This is a genomic window from Arthrobacter sp. B0316-1-20 (assembly GCF_059091865.1).
Map to the genome: position 1 here is coordinate 55,044 of NZ_JBNHHC010000031.1, position 16,194 is coordinate 71,237.

Sequence of the window (16,194 nt, forward strand, 5' to 3'; positions counted from 1 at the left end):
GATGGATACGCAGCAGGACATGGCAGAGGCCGGGACTATCCGCTCCGGCAGCGCTGGGCTGGGACAGGGTGACGGGCTTGCGCTGGCTGAATTCCATGACGCCTGCGGGCGGATCAGGGCTGCGATCGAGACCGTCATCGACGGTAAGTCTGAAGCGGCCCGGCTGGCGCTGACCGTCCTGCTGGCCCAGGGGCATCTGCTCCTGGAGGACGTGCCCGGCGTCGGCAAGACCATGCTGGCGAAGACACTGGCCAAGACCATCGACTGCAGCGTGCACCGGATCCAGTTCACGCCGGACCTGCTGCCCTCCGACGTCACCGGTGTCTCGGTCTACAACCAGGACAAGCACCGGTTCGAATTCCGGCCGGGACCGGTGTTCGCCAACATCGTCATCGGTGACGAGATCAACCGTGCCTCGGCCAAAACGCAGTCGGCGCTGCTTGAGTGCATGGAGGAATACCAAGTCACGGTGGATGGCACCTCCTACCCGCTGGACACTCCGTTCATGGTGATCGCCACGCAGAACCCGATCGAGATGGAAGGCACCTACCCGCTGCCGGAAGCCCAACGCGACCGGTTTATGGCCCGGATTTCCATGGGCTACCCGGACCTGCGCGCGGAAATGGACATGTTGGAGACGCATCAGTCGGTCTCACCGCTGGTGGCTGTCCGTCCCGTCGTCACGGTGGACGAGGTGCGCAGCATGGTCGCCACGGTCCGCGATGTCTACGTCTCGCCCGCAGTGAAGGAATACACGGTCAGCATCGGTCGGGCCACCCGGGACCATCCGCATTTGCGGCTGGGGGCAAGCCCGCGCGCCATGCTCCAGTTGCTGCGTGCGGCCAAGGCGACGGCGGCCCTGAACGGCCGCGACTTCGTCCTTCCCGATGATGTGGCCAGCGTCGCCGAAGCCGTGCTGGCCCACCGGTTGATCCTCGACCGCAAAGCCGTGACGGCCGGCGAAGACGCTTCCAGCGTGGTGGCAGCGGTGGTAGCCAAAGTCCCGGTCGGCGGCGAATCCCGCCGCGTATCCCCCTGACGCCATGGGCGCCTTCGGCTGGCTGCCCACCCGGTTCATCACGCTGCGCGGCTGGGGATTTGTGGCGGCCGGAACGCTGGCGCTGCTGCTGGCGCAGGTACTGGGGCGCCGGGACCTGCTCACGCTCGGGCTGTTCCTGGTCGGCTTGCCGCTGCTGGCGGCGGCGGCGATGGTGCTGCTCAAACCACAGTTCACCGTGGAGCGAAAGTTCCGGCCCCCCTCCGTTGAAACCGGCGTGGTGGCGCAGATCGAGTTGACCGTGCGGCGCAGCGGGGGGTTGGCGGGTCTCGTGTACATGGAGGAGCAGCTGCCGCTGCGTTTCGGCAAGGCTCCGTCATTCCGGTTCCCGGCCCGGCACCCGTCCCGCTCCGGAGCGAGCATCTATGAATACAAGGTCCGCTCCAACCAGCGCGGGTTGTTCGCCATCGGACCGGTCACAGCCGATTTCACCGATCCCTTTGGACTGGCCAACCACCGGCACCATCTAGGCGAAACCAGTCCCTTGGTGGTCACTCCGGCCCCGGTGCAACTGCCCGCCACCACGCTGACCGCAGCACGCGGTTCCGACGGCACAGCAAGCACCAGGCGGCAAGCCAATCCCAGCGACGACGACGTGATGACCCGCGAATACCGCTATGGCGATCCGCTGCGCCGGGTCCACTGGGCAGCGACGGCCCGGCACGGCGAGCTGATGGTCCGCCAGGAAGAATCGGTGACCACACCGCAGGCCACGATCGTGCTGGACCGGCGGGCTTCGGCCTTCGGCAACGGCCTGCTGCCCTCCTTCGGCGATGGCGGCAACCATCACGGCGACCTGCTGCACACCTCGCCGTCCTTTGAGTGGGCAGTCACGGCCGTGGCCTCGGCCGCCAACGACTTCCTGCAACGCAACTACACGGTCCGGCTCCTCGACATCCACGCCGCGGCAGCCGTGCTGGAGTCGCCGTCCGCGCCGTCGCCCGGTCAGGAAGAATTCGACGGACCCGCGGGCTACCAAGATTTGGCCGAAGGGCTGGCCGCGCTGGGCCTGGCCGAAGACCACCGTAAGTCCGAGCGGCATCCAACGGCGCCTGCTTTCGGGGACCGGCTGATGGACAAGCTTGCGGCGCACAAATACAAGGGGCCGCTCGTCGCCGTCCTGGGCGAGATCAGCAGCGATGAAGCGCGGCTGCTGGCACCTGCTGCCGAATTCGGCTCGCATGCCTTCGCCCTGATCGTTACCGACCAGCCACAACACGCGAGGGCGCCCATGGACCTGCTGCGCGCCGGGGGCTGGCGGACCGTGGCGATCAGCCCCAAAGCCTCGGTGTCGGCCGCCTGGGCGCACTTCGACCTGCGCGACCGCATCGAACCAATGGGAACAGGAGCGGCGCCGTGACCGTCATGCTGGACCGGCCCACCGACCGCCGCACGCACGGACCATCCGGTCGCAGTGGCAGCCGGCCCCCCTCCCCCGGCTTCGCACCGTGGTTGATGAGCACCGCCGTCGCCGTGGCAGTCCTGCTCACCGCCGCCAACCTGCATGGCGTCCTCGACGGCTGGAGCTGGCTGTTCCACGTCGCCGTGACCGTATGTTCCATCGAGGCTGCCACCGGTCTGGCCCGCCGGATGGACTGGACCCCGCTGACCGGGGCGCTGCTGGGCCTGGCCGCGTTGGTGATGTCGGTGAACGCCATGTTCTTGGCGCCTTCCAGCTTCCTGGGCGTTATCCCCGGACCCGGCACCTTCGCCGCCCTGGATCCTATGCTGGAGGAAGCCCGGGACACCGTGGTGTCGCAGGTGGCTCCGGTGCTGGTCAACCCCGGCATTGCCCTGGCGGCCTGCGTGGGAGTCGGACTGATTGCCCTGCTGGTGGACACCCTCGCCGTCCCGCTGCAGATGCCTGCCATCAGCGGTCTGGGCCTGCTCGGTTTGGCTTCTGTTCCGGCCATGATCAAACCGAACAGCATCGGTGCGGCAGGATTCCTGGCTGCCGCCGCCGGTTATCTGCTGCTGCTGGGATGCGCCCAGTGGTTGGCCGCCGATGGCGGGGGCAGGGGCCGTCTGGCATCGTCGGAGCAGCTCCGCCGCGGCTCCGGCATCGCGGCCGCCGGGCTGGCGGCCGCGATGGTGCTCCCGCTGGCCGTCCCAGGCTTCTCATCCGGGCTGTTTCCGGAGGGGTCGCGGCTTAATTGGGGTTCGCCCACCGGACTGAATCCGGTGGTCAGCCTGGGCGACAACCTCCGACGGCCCGGCGCCTTCGGCCGGATGACCTATGCCACCGATGCGGAGGAGCCGCTTTATCTGCGCTCGGTCACGCTGGAGAACCTGACCGGTGCGCGCTGGAGCCCCAGCGCGTTCGGGGGCAACAAGCGAACGGGCATCGACGAACTGGACGTGCCCGGCGTGCAGGACCTCATGGCAGCCGGCGAGGTAACCACCACGCTGATCAGCACGGCCTCCTTTACCAGCCCGTGGCTACTGGCCCCCTATGCTCCGGTGCAAGTCTCCGGCGCCCGCGGCCAGTGGAGCTGGGATGCCAGCACGCTGAACATCCGCGGAGAATCCGGCACCACCACCGCGAACCAGGACTATGAAGTGCGCAGCGCCAAACCCCGGCTGACCCGGGACGTGCTGCGCGCCGCCGAGCCGGCCGGAAGTGGGGCTGTTGATCCGGTTTTCTCCGAGCTCCCCGGCAACATGCCGGACATTATTACCGAGACGGCAGCGACAGTGCTGGACGGACTGGACAGTCCGTACGAGCAGGCCATGGCCATCCAGACGTATCTGCGCAGCTCGGGCTTCGTGTACTCGGAACAGGCGCCCGTTGACGGCGGCTACGACCAGAGCGGATTTGACGTGGTGGCGGCGTTCCTGCACGAGAAGTCCGGCTACTGTATCCACTACGCAGCAACCATGGCCATCATGGCCAGGATCGCCGGGATCCCCAGCCGGATGGCGGTCGGCTACGCACCCGGGCGCCCCACCGGAACGGTTATCAATGATGGCCCGGGCGGGGACCTCAAGGAGTTCGAAATCGACTCCCGGGACGCCCATGCCTGGCCGGAGCTCTTCTTCAGCGGCATCGGCTGGGTCTCCTTCGAACCGACTCCGTCACGAGGCGTGCTGCCGGCCTACGCGCAGACCGATTTCTCGCCTGGCTCTGCCGCACCGGCGGACGACGTTCTCCGGCCCACGGACCAGCCCCGGCCGGCCACCGGCGCCGCTGAAGAGCCGGCCGATTCGAGTTCTCCTGCTCCGGCGGACGACGACGTGTGGTTCCGCCAACTGTGGTCTGCGGCAGTCGCGGCCTTGGTGCTGGGCCTCCTGCTGGCGCCGCTGGTGCTGCGACGCCGTCGTACCAATCGGCGCAGGGCGGCGCTGGCGGCCGGCGGAACCGGACGCAGGGCCGCCGTCGCCGCGTGGGTTGAAGCCGTGGATACCGCGGAGGACCTCGGCTGGCCGGCCTCGGCCACGGAGACTCCGCGGGCTTTCCAACAGCGCCTTGACGACGCCGGAGCGGTCGCAGGCCAGTCTTCCGCCGCCCTGACCCGGCTGCGGGCCGGCTACGAGCGAGCGGCGTACGCGGCTCCGGAGACCCCGTCACCGGACGGCGACAACGCTGCCCACTGGGCGGATGTGCAAGCCGTCAAGGGCAGGCTCCGAGAGCTTGCCGGCTGGCGGCGGCGCTTGGCCGGCCTGTTCTGGCCCGCCTCGCTGTTCAGCCGCCGGCCGTCCGGAGCGGACGGCCGGCGGCTGGACCGAAACTACTTGGCGTAGGGATCCGCGATGCCGATGTACTGGACGGTGGTGTACTCGTCCAGACCTTCTGCACCACCTTCGCGGCCCATGCCGGACTGCTTCACCCCGCCGAACGGGGCGGCCGCATTGGAGATCACGCCGGCGTTGTAGCCGACCAGGCCGAATTCGATCTGCTCGGAGACACGGAACATGCGGTTCACGTCGCGCGAGTAAATGTAGGAGGCCAGGCCGTACTCGCTGGCGTTGGCCAGCGCGATGGCCTGCTCCTCGGTTTCGAACGTGGTCACCGGGGCGACCGGGCCGAAGATCTCGCTGCGCAGGATCTCGGCGTCGTTCGGAACGTTGGCCAGCACGGTGGGCTGGTAGAAGTAGCCGTCTCCGTCCACGGGTGCGCCGCCGGTGCTGACGGACGCCCCGGCTTCCACCGCTGCCGTGACCAAGGCGTGCACGTCGTCGCGCGCGCCGCCGTCAATCAGCGGGCCCACCGTGGTGTCAGCCTCGGTGCCGCGTCCGGTCTTGAGTGCCTTCATGGCGTCGGCGAACTTGGTGGTGAATTCCTCCGCCACGGAGGCCTGGACCAGGAAGCGGTTGGCCGCGGTGCAGGCCTCGCCCATGTTGCGCATCTTGGCAGCCATGGCTCCTTCGACGGCCTTGTCCAGGTCCGCATCCTCGAACACGATGAACGGGGCGTTTCCGCCGAGCTCCATCGAGGTGCGCAGAACGTTGTTTGCCGCGTCCTTGAGCAGTTGCTTGCCAACCGGAGTGGAACCGGTGAAAGAAACCTTGCGGAGGCGGGAGTCCTGCATCAGCGGCCCGGAAATTCCGGACGCGCTCTTCGACGAAACCACGTTCAGCACACCGGCCGGAAGGCCCGCTTCGATCATGGTCTGGGCGAAGAGCTGGCTGGTCAGGGGGGTGAGCTTGGCCGGCTTCAGCACCATCGTGCAGCCGGCGGCGATGGCCGGTCCGACCTTGCGCGTGGCCATGGCCAGCGGGAAGTTCCACGGCGTAATCAGCAGGCACGGTCCGACCGGCTTGCGCTGCACCAGGATCTTGTTTTTGCCTTCGGGCGTGGTCAGGTAGCGGCCGTAGTCGCGCACGGCCTCTTCGGAGAACCAGCGAAGGAATTCGGCGCCGTAAACTACTTCGCCGCGGGATTCTGCCAGCGGCTTGCCCATTTCCATGGTCATCAGCAGGGCGAAGTCCTCGGCCCGCTCGGTCACCAGTTCGAAACCGCGGCGCAGGATCTCGGCGCGCTCACGCGGTGCGGTGCGGGCCCAGGAAGCCTGCACCTTGTCGGCGGCGTCGAGGGCGGCGAGCGCGTCCTCGCTGGTGGCGGAGGCCAGGGTGGCCAGCACCTTGCCGGTGGCCGGATCCGCCACCTCAAAGGTGCCGCCGTCGGAGGCGTCGCGCCATTCGCCGTTGATCAGCAGGCCGGTGGGTACTTTGGCGAGCAGTTCTGCTTCGCGGGCTGCGGTTTCAGCCATGGCGGTGCCTCCAAGTGTTCAGGATTGAGTCCGTGGGCGCAGTGCCCGGTTTCCTTCACAGTAGGTTTCCGCTGCACGGGTGTAAATGCGAGGGTGCACTACGTTCCACGGTCCCTACTGTGCAGATCGACAATATCAACGGCTGCCCCGCACCGCCTGCATCGAACGAGCCCCGGGGCGTTATGTGACGACGGCGGCTTCCTTGCCGCGTGCGCTCAGCTGACGGTATTGGAGCGGGCCGCCAGCACCGCCGAGTACAGTTCCCGCTTGCTGATCCGGGCATCGGCGGCCACCGCGGCGACGGCTTCTTTGAGCCGGGCGCCTTGGGCGACCAAGGCGTTGACATCCTGCACATGGTCTTCGGGCCGTTCGGGTGCTGCCTCCGGAGCTCCGGCCACCACGACGGCGATCTCGCCGCGCACTTCCTCTGTTTCTGCCCATTCGAGCAGTTCGCGGACTGGACCGCGCAGCACTTCTTCATGCAGCTTGGTCAGTTCCCGGCACACGGCTGCCCGTCGTTCCGAGCCGAACCCAGCATCGAGGGCGCGCAGCATTGCCGCCAGCCGGTGCGGCGCCTCGAAAAACACCATGGTCCGCCGTTCGCCTGCCAGCTCCGCCAGCCGCGCCGCGCGCTCCCCCTGTTTGCGAGGCAGGAATCCTTCGAAGGTGAAACGGTCGGTGGGAAGGCCGGACAGCGCCAGCGCCGTGAGCACAGCCGAGGGGCCGGGCACCGCGGTAACCAGGACCCCCGCTTCCACGGCAGCCTCGACCAGGCGGAAGCCGGGATCGGAGACGGCCGGCATGCCCGCGTCGGTTACCATCACCAGCGTGCTGCCGGCCAGGACCAGTTCCAGCAGGTCGGCGGTGCGGCTGGCCTCATTGTGCTCGTGGTAGCTGATGATTTTGCCGCTTGTTGTGATGCCCAAGAGCTGCAGCAGTTTGTGCAGCCTGCGTGTGTCTTCGGCTGCGACTATGTCGGCCGTCTGGAGCAGTTCAACCAGCCGCGGCGAGGCGTCGCGAACATTGCCGATCGGCGTCCCCGCCAACACAATCTGCCCTGGCTGTCCCGATGCCGGACCGCCAGCCTCCCGCTCATTCACATGGACAACCCTACCCGCAGCCCGGCGGCCGGGAATCCAGAAGGGCACCGGGGCGAGTCGATCGGTCCTACCCGCGTCGCCCGCCCGTTCGGTCTCTCCTTCGCCGGCACCTATGGCCTGTTTCGCCGGCACCTTATATAGAGTCGGTATGTGCCCCACCGCAGCGAGGGCCGCTCTGGGGCGGCCGGCAACCTTCACGGTGACGCGTCGCACCCGTTGACTTACTGGCCGGTAACATGAGGGCCGTGACCCAAGCCACGCCCGGACCTGCTGCGGAAGCCCGCCGCCTTGGACGTTGGCTGGAATCGCCCAGCCGAGCCTTCAGCGAGGCAGTTCTGAGTCGCCGGTTGCTGGGTGCTCCGGCACAGTTCGGCATGTGGTCCTGGCTGCTCCCCTTGCTCATCGCCGTCCTTGGCGGCGTGCTCCGCTTCTACCGCCTGGGCGAACCAGGTTCGCTGGTGTTCGACGAAACGTATTACGTCAAGGACGCCTACTCCTACCTGCAGTCCGGCTACGAACGCGATTGGCCCGACAACGCCAACGATTCCTTTAATGCCGGCAAGCCGGACGTCTTGCTGGATACCCCCGAGTATGTGGTGCACCCGCCTGTGGGAAAATGGATGATCGCGGCGGGAATGTGGCTCTTTGGATCCGACAACGCCTTCGGCTGGCGGTTCGGCGCCGCGCTGACGGGAACCCTGTCGATCCTGCTCATCGCCCTGATCGCGCAGGCACTGTTCAAGTCGACGGCGCTGGGCGGCATCGCCGGCTTGTTGACCGCCATTGACGGCCACCATCTGGTCCACTCCCGGACATCGCTGTTGGATATCTTCCTGATGTTCTGGGTGGTCGCTGCGTTCGGCTGCCTGCTGCTGGACCGCAGCGACGGACGACGCCGGCTGGCGGCGAAGATCGCTCGGCTCACCGGTCCCGCCGGGGTGCCGCCCCCTTCGCGGCTGCTCTACGGCCCATGGGTACTCTGGCGGCCGTGGCGGCTGGCCGCCGGTGTCTGCCTGGGCCTGGCTGTGGGGACAAAGTGGTCCGCGCTGGCGTTCGTCGCGGCGTTCGGTCTCATGTGCGTGTTCTGGGACCTCAGCGCGCGCCGGACCGCTGGCGTTAAGGAGTGGTTCTCGGCCGGCGTGATCCGCGACGGCATCCCGGCGTTCTTCACCATGATTCCGGTTGCGGCGTTGACCTACCTGGCGTCCTGGACCGGCTGGCTGCACTCGGACAATGCCTACGACCGGAACTGGGTGGCGTCGAACCCTTCCGAACGCTGGGGCTGGTTGCCGGACTGGCTGCGCTCCCTGGCCGAGTACCACCGCAGCGCCTACACCTTCCACAACGGGTTGCATTCTGAGCACCCGTACGAATCCAACGCCTGGACCTGGCTGTTCATGGGCCGTCCGACGTCGTTCTACTACCATTCCGCAGAAAACGGCCAAGGTGCTTGCCAGGCGGCCAGCGGCTGTTCGGAAGCCGTCACGGTGGTGGGCAATCCACTGATCTGGTGGGCCGCGGCGGCCTCGCTGCTGGTGCTGCTCTTCTGTTGGGCCGGCCGACGCGACTGGCGTGCGGGTGCCATCCTCGCGGGAGTCGCGGCCGGCTACCTGCCGTGGTTCCTCTACCCGGAGCGGACCACCTTCTTCTTCTACGCCATCTCGTTCCAGCCGTTCCTGGTGCTGGCGCTGACCTACACGCTCGGGCTGGCCCTGGGCAGGCCGACGGACCCGCCTTGGCGCCGGCGCCAGGGCGTGCTGGTGGTCGGGCTCTTTGTGGCGGCAGCGCTCTTGGTATCGGCATTTTTCCTGCCGGTTTGGACCGCAGAGCTGATCGATTACAACCAGTGGCGCTGGCGGATGTGGATGCCAAGCTGGATTTGATGCAGGCACAACAACACGACTTTTCCCGGAAGCAGAAAGTGGGCACGACGTGCGCGAAGCGGTAACAGAACTCCTGGCAGCCATGCCGGCGGGGTCGAACATCACCGACATCCTGGTGGCGCAACACCAGCGCGACCCGCAACGGGCGCTCTACGCCGTCAAGCGCAACAGCGCATGGTCCGATGTCTCGGCAGCCGAGCTCCTCGGCCAGGTCACGTCGCTGGCCAAGGGCCTCATGGCGTCCGGCATTGACGCTGGCGACACGATTGCGGTGATGTCCAAGACCCGCTTCGAGTGGACGCTGGTGGATCTGGCGGGCTGGTTCGCCGGCGCCGTCGTCGTCCCCATCTATGAGACGTCGTCCCCGCTCCAGGTCCAGTGGATACTGCAGGACTCCGCGGCCAAAATGGTGTTCGCCGAGGATGCTGCCAAGGCGGCCGTGGTGCACCAGGCCATGTCCGGGCTGCCCGCCGAACTGCCCGTTTGGCAGCTGGATGGGAACGCCGATGGACTGGCCAAGCTGAAGGCAGCCGGAACCGCAGTCACCGACGAAGAACTCGAGCTGCGCCGTACCGCCCGCGGCATGCAGGACGCGGCCTCGTTGGTCTACACCTCAGGCACCACCGGACGGCCGCGCGGCTGCATCATCACCCACGGCAACTTCGCCGAACTGGCGGTGAACGCGGTGGAGTTCCTGCCGGACATCCTGAAGCGTCCGGATGCCAAATCGCTGATGTTCCTGCCGCTGGCCCACGTCCTGGCCCGGGCGGTGCAGGTGATCTGCCTGGCCGGCGGAGTGAAGATGGGCCACACCTCCAGCATGGCCGAGCTGATCGAGGACCTGGCCAGCTACCAGCCCACCTTCCTGCTGGTGGTTCCCCGCGTCTTCGAAAAGGTCTATGCCACGGCCCGACAGAAGGCTCACGACGGCGGCAAAGGCAGGATCTTCGACGCGGCAGCGCAAGCGGCGGTTGCCTACTCCCAAGCACGGGATGCGCAGGCCCGCGGCACCGGCCCCGGCCCCGGGCTGGCGCTGAAGGTTAAGCGTGCCTTGTTCGACAGGCTGGTATACGGCAAGCTCCGGGCGGCCTTCGGCGGCCAGGTGGAGTACACCGTCTCCGGGGCATCGGCACTGAATCCGATGCTGGCGCATTTCTTCACCGGCATCGGCGTGCCGGTGCTGGAAGGCTACGGGTTAACCGAGTCCACCGCGCCTGCGGCGGTCAACCTGCCGCGAGCCAACCGGATCGGCAGCGTTGGGCTGCCGCTGCCTGGCACCACCATCAGGATTGCGGACGACGGCGAAGTCCTGATCAAGGGGATCGGCATCACCCGCGGATACCACAACAACGAGGCTGCCAATGCTGAATTCTTCCGCGACGGCTTCTTCTGCACCGGCGACGTCGGTGTCCTGGACGACGACGGCTACCTCACCATCACCGGGCGGAAGAAAGACCTGTTGGTGACAGCCGGCGGCAAGAATGTGGCACCGGGTCCGCTGGAGGACGCGTTACGCGAGCACCGGTTGGTCTCGCAGGCGGTGGTGGTCGGTGAAGGCCGTCCCTTCATCGGGGCACTGGTCTCCCTGGACGAAGAGGGACTCGCCGGCTGGCTCGCCGCGGCCGGCCGCAGCCCAATGGACCTTGCTGCTGCGGCGGAGGATCCTGCTGTGCGGGCCGAGCTGCAGCAGGCCGTGGACCATGCCAACCGGCTGGTCTCGCGGGCGGAACAAATTCGGAAGTTCGACGTGCTGCGGCAGGACCTGACCGAAGCTTCCGGGCATCTGACGCCGTCGCTGAAGCTCAAGCGCATGACCGTGCTGGAGGACTTCGCCGGGCAGATCGACGGACTCTACAGCTAGCTGGCGGGCCGGGCCGCCAGCCACCTGGTGCCGCTGGCTAATCTGCCGTCCGGTGATAGAAGTTGGCTCGCGAGGGCGGGGTAGCTCTTCGAGGGCAGCCTCCGTGGACCCTGCCCTCGAAGACAAACCCTGCCCTGGTGGCGCCGGGCGACCGCCGGCGGCCTTACGCCGTCTGGTCCTTCTCCCGGGCGAGCAGCAGCTCGTGCCTGCGGCGCTGCTCTTCTGCAGCGGCGGCGCTGCGGTTCCGGCGTCCACGCGTGGGCCAGGTCAGCGCCAGCACCAGCGAGGAGACCATCAGTACCAGCAAGGCAATGACGATTCCGGAGTCCATCCAGAACTGCGCGGGGAAGAGACGGATCAGCGTATCGTCCACGTAGAAGGTCCAGGTACCGTCGGCGAAAAAGATCCGGTGGAAGTCAGTGAAGAATTGCTGCCAGTTGAGCGCACCCAGGATGCCTAGCACCAGGATCAGGATCAGCGTTGCGGCCGAACCGGCGAACAAGCCGCGGCGGACGCCGCCGTGGTAGCGGCGGGCCAAGTAGACCACGCACACCACTGCCAGGATCAGCATGGCCGCTCCGGCAATCATGGTCGCAAGGAAGACGCCTTTGACGTCGGCCATGTGGCTGACCTCAGAGTCCAGGAAGAGGCTGCCGCCATTCGGACCGGCCAGGTCGCCCAGGTACCGCGGACCAGCGAAGTTGAGCAGGTAGTCCACCGCGTAGGAACCGTACGTCATCCGGTCGTCGGTGCTGAAGCCGAAGCTGTCGGCGGGGAAGCCGGGCCGGTGGTATTCGGCCCAGAGGAACAGCGGCGTGGCCACCAGCCGGATGGCCCCGATGATCAACAGCAGCGGAAACAGCACGGCCAGCACCACCTGCAGGATGCGGCCCGCCACAGGCTTGGCGTTCACTGCCTCTTCGCGTGCCGTGGTGCGGCGCACGACTTCCGAACGGGGCGGGCGGACGGAAAGCGCGGTGGTCGCTGGGTTCGCGTCGCCGCCGGCGGCGGGCGAGGCCACCCCGGTGGGCGACGTCAGTGGTGCGGCCGGCACTGGCTTCCGGAAGGCCGGCACCGGCTTCCGGGAGGCCGGCACCTCGCCGGCGGTGCCGGTGGTGCTGATATTGGTGGTGCCCGGGCTGGCCGTGCCGGCGGTGCTGATCTTGGTGGTGCCCGGGCTGGCCGTGCCGGCACCCGCCGCGCTTGCGCTGGCCGCTGAGATTACGGGCGAGCCCGCGCTGGAGCCCCGGCCCTCTCCGCCTAAGTCAGCGCCGGCATCGGTAGCAACCGGTTCGCTTCGGTCAGGGCGCCGCGCAGCAGCCACCGGCGCTGGTTCGGACCCGACTGTATCGGAAGCACCGCCGTCGCGCGCCGTCCCACCGCCCTGCCGCACGGCACTCAGATCCGGCAGCCGGCTGGGCCGCCGCATGGGAAGAGGGTTGGCTCCGTCCCGAAAGCGGCCGTTGGCAGCTGGTACCGGGGGTGCGGGGGCCCGCTCCGGCTCAACACCGGTGTCCTCTACGGGCACTGTCCGGGCTCTGCGTCCGTCTCCGCCGGGGTTCGTCTGTTCGACTGCCACGTCCGTCGCCTCTTTCTGTACCGCTGGCCTCTCTGATTATGAGACTACCGCTGGCCGGCGATGCTTCGCGGTTGCCACCCCGGGCGCGACCCGCCCGGCTTCTAGCCGGTGACTGCGGTCTCGCCGGCGTCGAACCGGCCGAGGTCGCCGCGCTCCCCCGCCAGGTACGCTCGCCGGCCCAGCACCAGCGTGTAAACCCAGTAAGCCGCCAGCACCAGGACGCCGATCCCCAGGCGCAGCCAGTCCGGCAGCGGGCTCGGCGTCACGAACCCCTCGACCAGGCCGGAGATGAAGAGCACCAGGACCAGCCCCAGCGCAACGGTGATCAGCGACCGGCCTTCCCGGGCCAGCGATGCCGTGCGGGTCAGTCGCCCGGGCGAGACCCAGGACCAGAAGATCCGCAGGCCGGCCGCGCTGGCAATGAAGATCGCGGTCATTTCCATCAACCCGTGGGGCAGGATGTAGACGAAGAAAACGTCCAACCGATCGTAGGCTGCCATCATTCCGCCAGCCATGCCGACGCCCTGGGCGTTCATGAACAGGATGTACGGCACCCACAGCCCGGTGACGCCGAACGCCACCGCCTGAGCGGCGATCCAGGCGTTGTTCGTCCACACCATCCCGGCGAACGAGGCATTGGGATTTTCGGAGTAGTAATTGACGAAGTCCTCTTCCACGTACTTCCGGATGTCCTCGTCCGAACCTATTGCTTTGATGACCTCCGGGTTCCCCGCGACCCAGGCGCCGAACAGCCACGCGACCAGGATGAACACGGCGCCGATGATCACGGTCAGCCACCGCAGCCGGTAGAACGCGGCAGGCAAAGACAGCACAAAAAACTCGGCAACGTCCCGGGCGAAATGGGAGCGCGCCCCGGTGAACCGGGTGCGGGCACGGGACAGCCGGGTGGAGAGCGCCGCGGACAGCTGGCCTTCAGCCGCCACCGACCGGATCATCGACAAGTGGGTCGACGTACGCCGGTAGAGCACCAGCAGTTCATCCGCCTCGGCGCCGGTGAGCCTGCGCTTGGCACTCAGTTCGTCCAGCCGCTTCCAGTCGTGCTGGTGCACCGCGGTGAAGGCATCGATATCCACACCCATAGCCTATCCGGCGGCGAACCCGGGTCAGCGGTCCGAACGGCCGTCGGCTGGCGCCCGGATCGCTAGAGTGGAACCAGGCGGCACAGGCCGCCCGGGAAAGGGGTCCGATGAGCAACGTCATCACCGGCGAGGCGGTAGTGCTGGAGCTGCGGCCGGCGTCATTCGGGGTCCGGGCGCTGAGCTCGATGATCGATGTGCTGGTCAACGTGGCCCTGCTGATAGCCGCCTTTGTGCTGCTGACCGAAACCCTGAATGTCGGATTCGACGCCGCTGCCGCCCGGGCGCTGGGCATCACGGTGGTGTTGTTCTTCCTGGTGGTCGTGCCCATCGCGGTCGAAACGCTGACCCGCGGCAAGTCGCTTGGCCGCTGGGTCATGGGGCTGCGCATAGTCCGTGACGACGGCGGCGCCATCCGTTTCCGGCATGCGTTCATCCGCGGGCTGCTGGCGGTCTTCGAACTGTACTTGCTGCTCGGTTCGGTGGCGTTCATGGCGGCCCTGTTCAATGACAGGTCCAAACGGCTGGGCGATCTCCTGGCCGGCACCTACAGCATGCGGGAGCGCGTCGGGGTGATGCCGAAGGTCCTGCCGGAAATTCCTCCGCAGCTGGCGCCGTGGGTGAAGCTGGCGGATATGGGGCGGCTGCCGGAACCGCTGGCCCGGCGGATCGTGCAGTTCCTGTCCCAAGCGCCCAAGATGATCCCGGCCTCCCGCGCCAGGCTGGCCACCGCCCTGGCCAATGAAGCCTCAGGCTACGTCTCTCCCCCGCCGCCGGCTGGGACACCGCCGGAACTGTACTTGCTGGCGGTCATGGCCGAACGGCGCGAACGCGACTTTTCCCGGCTGACCCGGCAGCACGAACGGGCCGTCCAGCGCGGCGAACGGCTGCATGCGCTGCCGTTCCAGGACTAGCGCTTCCGGATAAGTGCTGCCGGACTAGGAACGCTGGCCTGGTCGCCCAAGCACGGAGCCGCCGGACCCGCTACTTCTTCTCCTGGGACGTCCAGGTCTTCCAGTCCACGTTCCAGTCGCCGAAACCGTCCGTCGGATCCAGGAATCCACCGTCGGTGTTGCGGATATCCACGATGTCGCCGGTGCGCATCGTTTCGTAGAAGTACCGTGCGCCGGCCTCGGACATGCCCACACAGCCGTGCGAAATGTTCCGTACACCCAGCGCCGAGGGGTCCAGCGCGGTGTGGACGAATTCGCCGCTGTTGCTCAGCCTGCTGGCGTACTTGGCGTTGAACGGCTCGTACCAGTCAGGGTCACCGGGCTTGAGCCCGATGCTGCGCGGGTTGAACGGCAGCGACTTGTGCATGTCCATGATCGGGTGGATTCCCTTGCTGGACGGCCAATTGGGGTCGCCCAGAGTGACCGGGAAAGTCTGGGTCAACTGGCCACCCACATAGATCTTCATGGTCTTGGTCTTGTTATCGACGATGGCCCGGCGGTCGTCAAGGATGTTGACGGTGATCTTCTCGTCGTTCATGCCGATCATTTTGTTGCCGAACTCCACGCCGAAGAGCTTCATGTCCACGGTGACCGTGCTGTTGGGTGCCCAGTACTTTGCCGCCCGGTAACGGGCCTTGGTGTCCGAATACCAGTAGAACTCGCCCTTTTGTCCGGCGGAGGTGGTGATCTTGATGGCTTCCTCCACCTTCTTCTTGTTCAGCACGGGCTCGCTGAAGTTGAACTCCAGAGGCTGCGCGATGCCCACGTGCTGTCCGTCCAGCGGGTACATCCAGCCGTCGGCCTGGTTGGGTGCCAGCACCGTCGTGAAGCTCTGTTGCTTGACCGTCTCGGCGCCAACGCTGTCTACGAGGGTGTAGCTGAAGTCGTACTTGGTCAAAAAGTCCAGCCGTTCAGTGGCTTTCCAGACGGTGCCGTCCTGGGACAGTTCGCCGGCAACCGGGTCCCCGCCCTTCGCAGGTGCCAGCAGCACGTCTTTAATGGAGGCGTTCTTGGCGGTGATGGTGGCGACGGTGGCCGGGTTGACCTCCACGGCTTTGTCCTTCGGGGAGACACCGACCGACATGGCCTTGGCAATCGGTTCCGAGAATCCCGGGCGCTCGGCGGGCGCAACGGCCAGCATGCGCCCGAGTTGCGCGGCAAAGGTGGGCGACGCCACGGTGGCTGCGGTGACGGCTGCCGCGGCAGCCACCAGCACGCCGATGATGCACAGCAGCGCAATCTTCAGGCCCTTGCGCTTCTTTTTTTCCTCAGTCATCCCCAACCCAAACTCGAGACCTCGCGGCATGGTGCGCGCCGCCCGGGCCCAGCACGGCCCTGCTTCCATGGTAGGTCGCGCGGGGGCCTGCGCCCGGCCATTCCGCGGCGCGGCCGTCCAACAATCCGGTAACCATCCCGGAGACGACGGCGGCGATGGGCACCCGAGGTGCCCATCG

General features: G+C 67.2%; 12 protein-coding genes. 6 read left to right on the forward strand and 6 right to left on the reverse strand.

The window, feature by feature from the left end:
- Position 1 precedes the first annotated feature (1 nt).
- Genes AC5RW2_RS31735 through AC5RW2_RS31745 form a run of 3 tightly spaced genes read left to right on the forward strand, consistent with a single transcriptional unit; the run spans position 2 to position 4,798 of the window.
- The gene (locus AC5RW2_RS31735; protein ID WP_493950778.1) at positions 2–1,039 is read left to right on the forward strand and encodes an AAA family ATPase; all 1,038 of its coding nucleotides are present in this window, start codon (positions 2–4) and stop codon (positions 1,037–1,039) included.
- 4 nt (positions 1,040–1,043) lie between these two features.
- Positions 1,044–2,417, forward strand: coding sequence for a DUF58 domain-containing protein (locus tag AC5RW2_RS31740; protein ID WP_493963414.1), 1,374 nt, complete (start codon positions 1,044–1,046; stop codon positions 2,415–2,417).
- A 5-nt stretch (positions 2,418–2,422) separates the two neighbouring features.
- Entirely contained in the window at positions 2,423–4,798 is a 2,376-nt protein-coding gene (locus AC5RW2_RS31745) for a transglutaminase TgpA family protein (protein WP_493963499.1), read from the forward strand.
- On the opposite strand, the gene AC5RW2_RS31750 is transcribed toward AC5RW2_RS31745, so the two are convergent.
- Positions 4,786–6,267, reverse strand: coding sequence for an NAD-dependent succinate-semialdehyde dehydrogenase (locus AC5RW2_RS31750; protein WP_493950780.1), 1,482 nt, complete (start codon positions 6,265–6,267; stop codon positions 4,786–4,788). The genes AC5RW2_RS31745 and AC5RW2_RS31750 overlap by 13 nt on opposite strands.
- Positions 6,268–6,482: 215 nt before the next feature.
- The gene (gene rsmI, locus AC5RW2_RS31755; protein ID WP_493950781.1) at positions 6,483–7,367 is read right to left on the reverse strand and encodes a 16S rRNA (cytidine(1402)-2'-O)-methyltransferase; all 885 of its coding nucleotides are present in this window, start codon (positions 7,365–7,367) and stop codon (positions 6,483–6,485) included.
- Between the two features lie 236 nt (positions 7,368–7,603).
- Here rsmI and AC5RW2_RS31760 point away from each other — a divergent pair, with 236 nt between their 5' ends.
- On the forward strand, positions 7,604–9,250 hold the full coding sequence (locus tag AC5RW2_RS31760; protein ID WP_493963413.1) for a dolichyl-phosphate-mannose--protein mannosyltransferase: 1,647 nt from the start codon (positions 7,604–7,606) through the stop codon (positions 9,248–9,250).
- A gap of 49 nt (positions 9,251–9,299) precedes the next feature.
- A complete protein-coding gene (locus AC5RW2_RS31765; RefSeq protein ID WP_493963412.1) occupies positions 9,300–11,111 on the forward strand; it encodes an AMP-dependent synthetase/ligase in 1,812 nt (603 codons plus the stop codon).
- A 163-nt stretch (positions 11,112–11,274) separates the two neighbouring features.
- On the opposite strand, the gene AC5RW2_RS31770 is transcribed toward AC5RW2_RS31765, so the two are convergent.
- Together AC5RW2_RS31770 and AC5RW2_RS31775 are read right to left on the reverse strand one after the other, a co-directional pair.
- Positions 11,275–12,540 (reverse strand): TIGR01906 family membrane protein, encoded by a 1,266-nt coding sequence (locus AC5RW2_RS31770; protein ID WP_493963411.1) that lies wholly within the window; start codon positions 12,538–12,540, stop codon positions 11,275–11,277.
- Positions 12,541–12,791: 251 nt separating this feature from the next.
- Positions 12,792–13,784, reverse strand: coding sequence for a stage II sporulation protein M (locus tag AC5RW2_RS31775; RefSeq protein ID WP_493950785.1), 993 nt, complete (start codon positions 13,782–13,784; stop codon positions 12,792–12,794).
- A gap of 113 nt (positions 13,785–13,897) precedes the next feature.
- On the opposite strand from AC5RW2_RS31775, the gene AC5RW2_RS31780 reads away from it, so the two are divergent.
- Positions 13,898–14,701 carry an RDD family protein gene (locus AC5RW2_RS31780; protein WP_493950786.1) on the forward strand — a complete coding sequence of 268 codons (804 nt, stop codon included), beginning with the start codon at positions 13,898–13,900 and terminating at the stop codon, positions 14,699–14,701.
- A 70-nt stretch (positions 14,702–14,771) separates the two neighbouring features.
- Here AC5RW2_RS31780 and AC5RW2_RS31785 read toward each other — a convergent pair whose 3' ends face one another.
- Together AC5RW2_RS31785 and AC5RW2_RS31790 are read right to left on the reverse strand one after the other, a co-directional pair.
- A complete protein-coding gene (locus AC5RW2_RS31785; RefSeq protein ID WP_493950787.1) occupies positions 14,772–16,016 on the reverse strand; it encodes a L,D-transpeptidase in 1,245 nt (414 codons plus the stop codon).
- A partial coding sequence (locus AC5RW2_RS31790; RefSeq protein WP_494074925.1) for a hypothetical protein occupies positions 16,009–16,194 on the reverse strand: 186 nt, incomplete at its 5' end. The genes AC5RW2_RS31790 and AC5RW2_RS31785, both read right to left, overlap by 8 nt.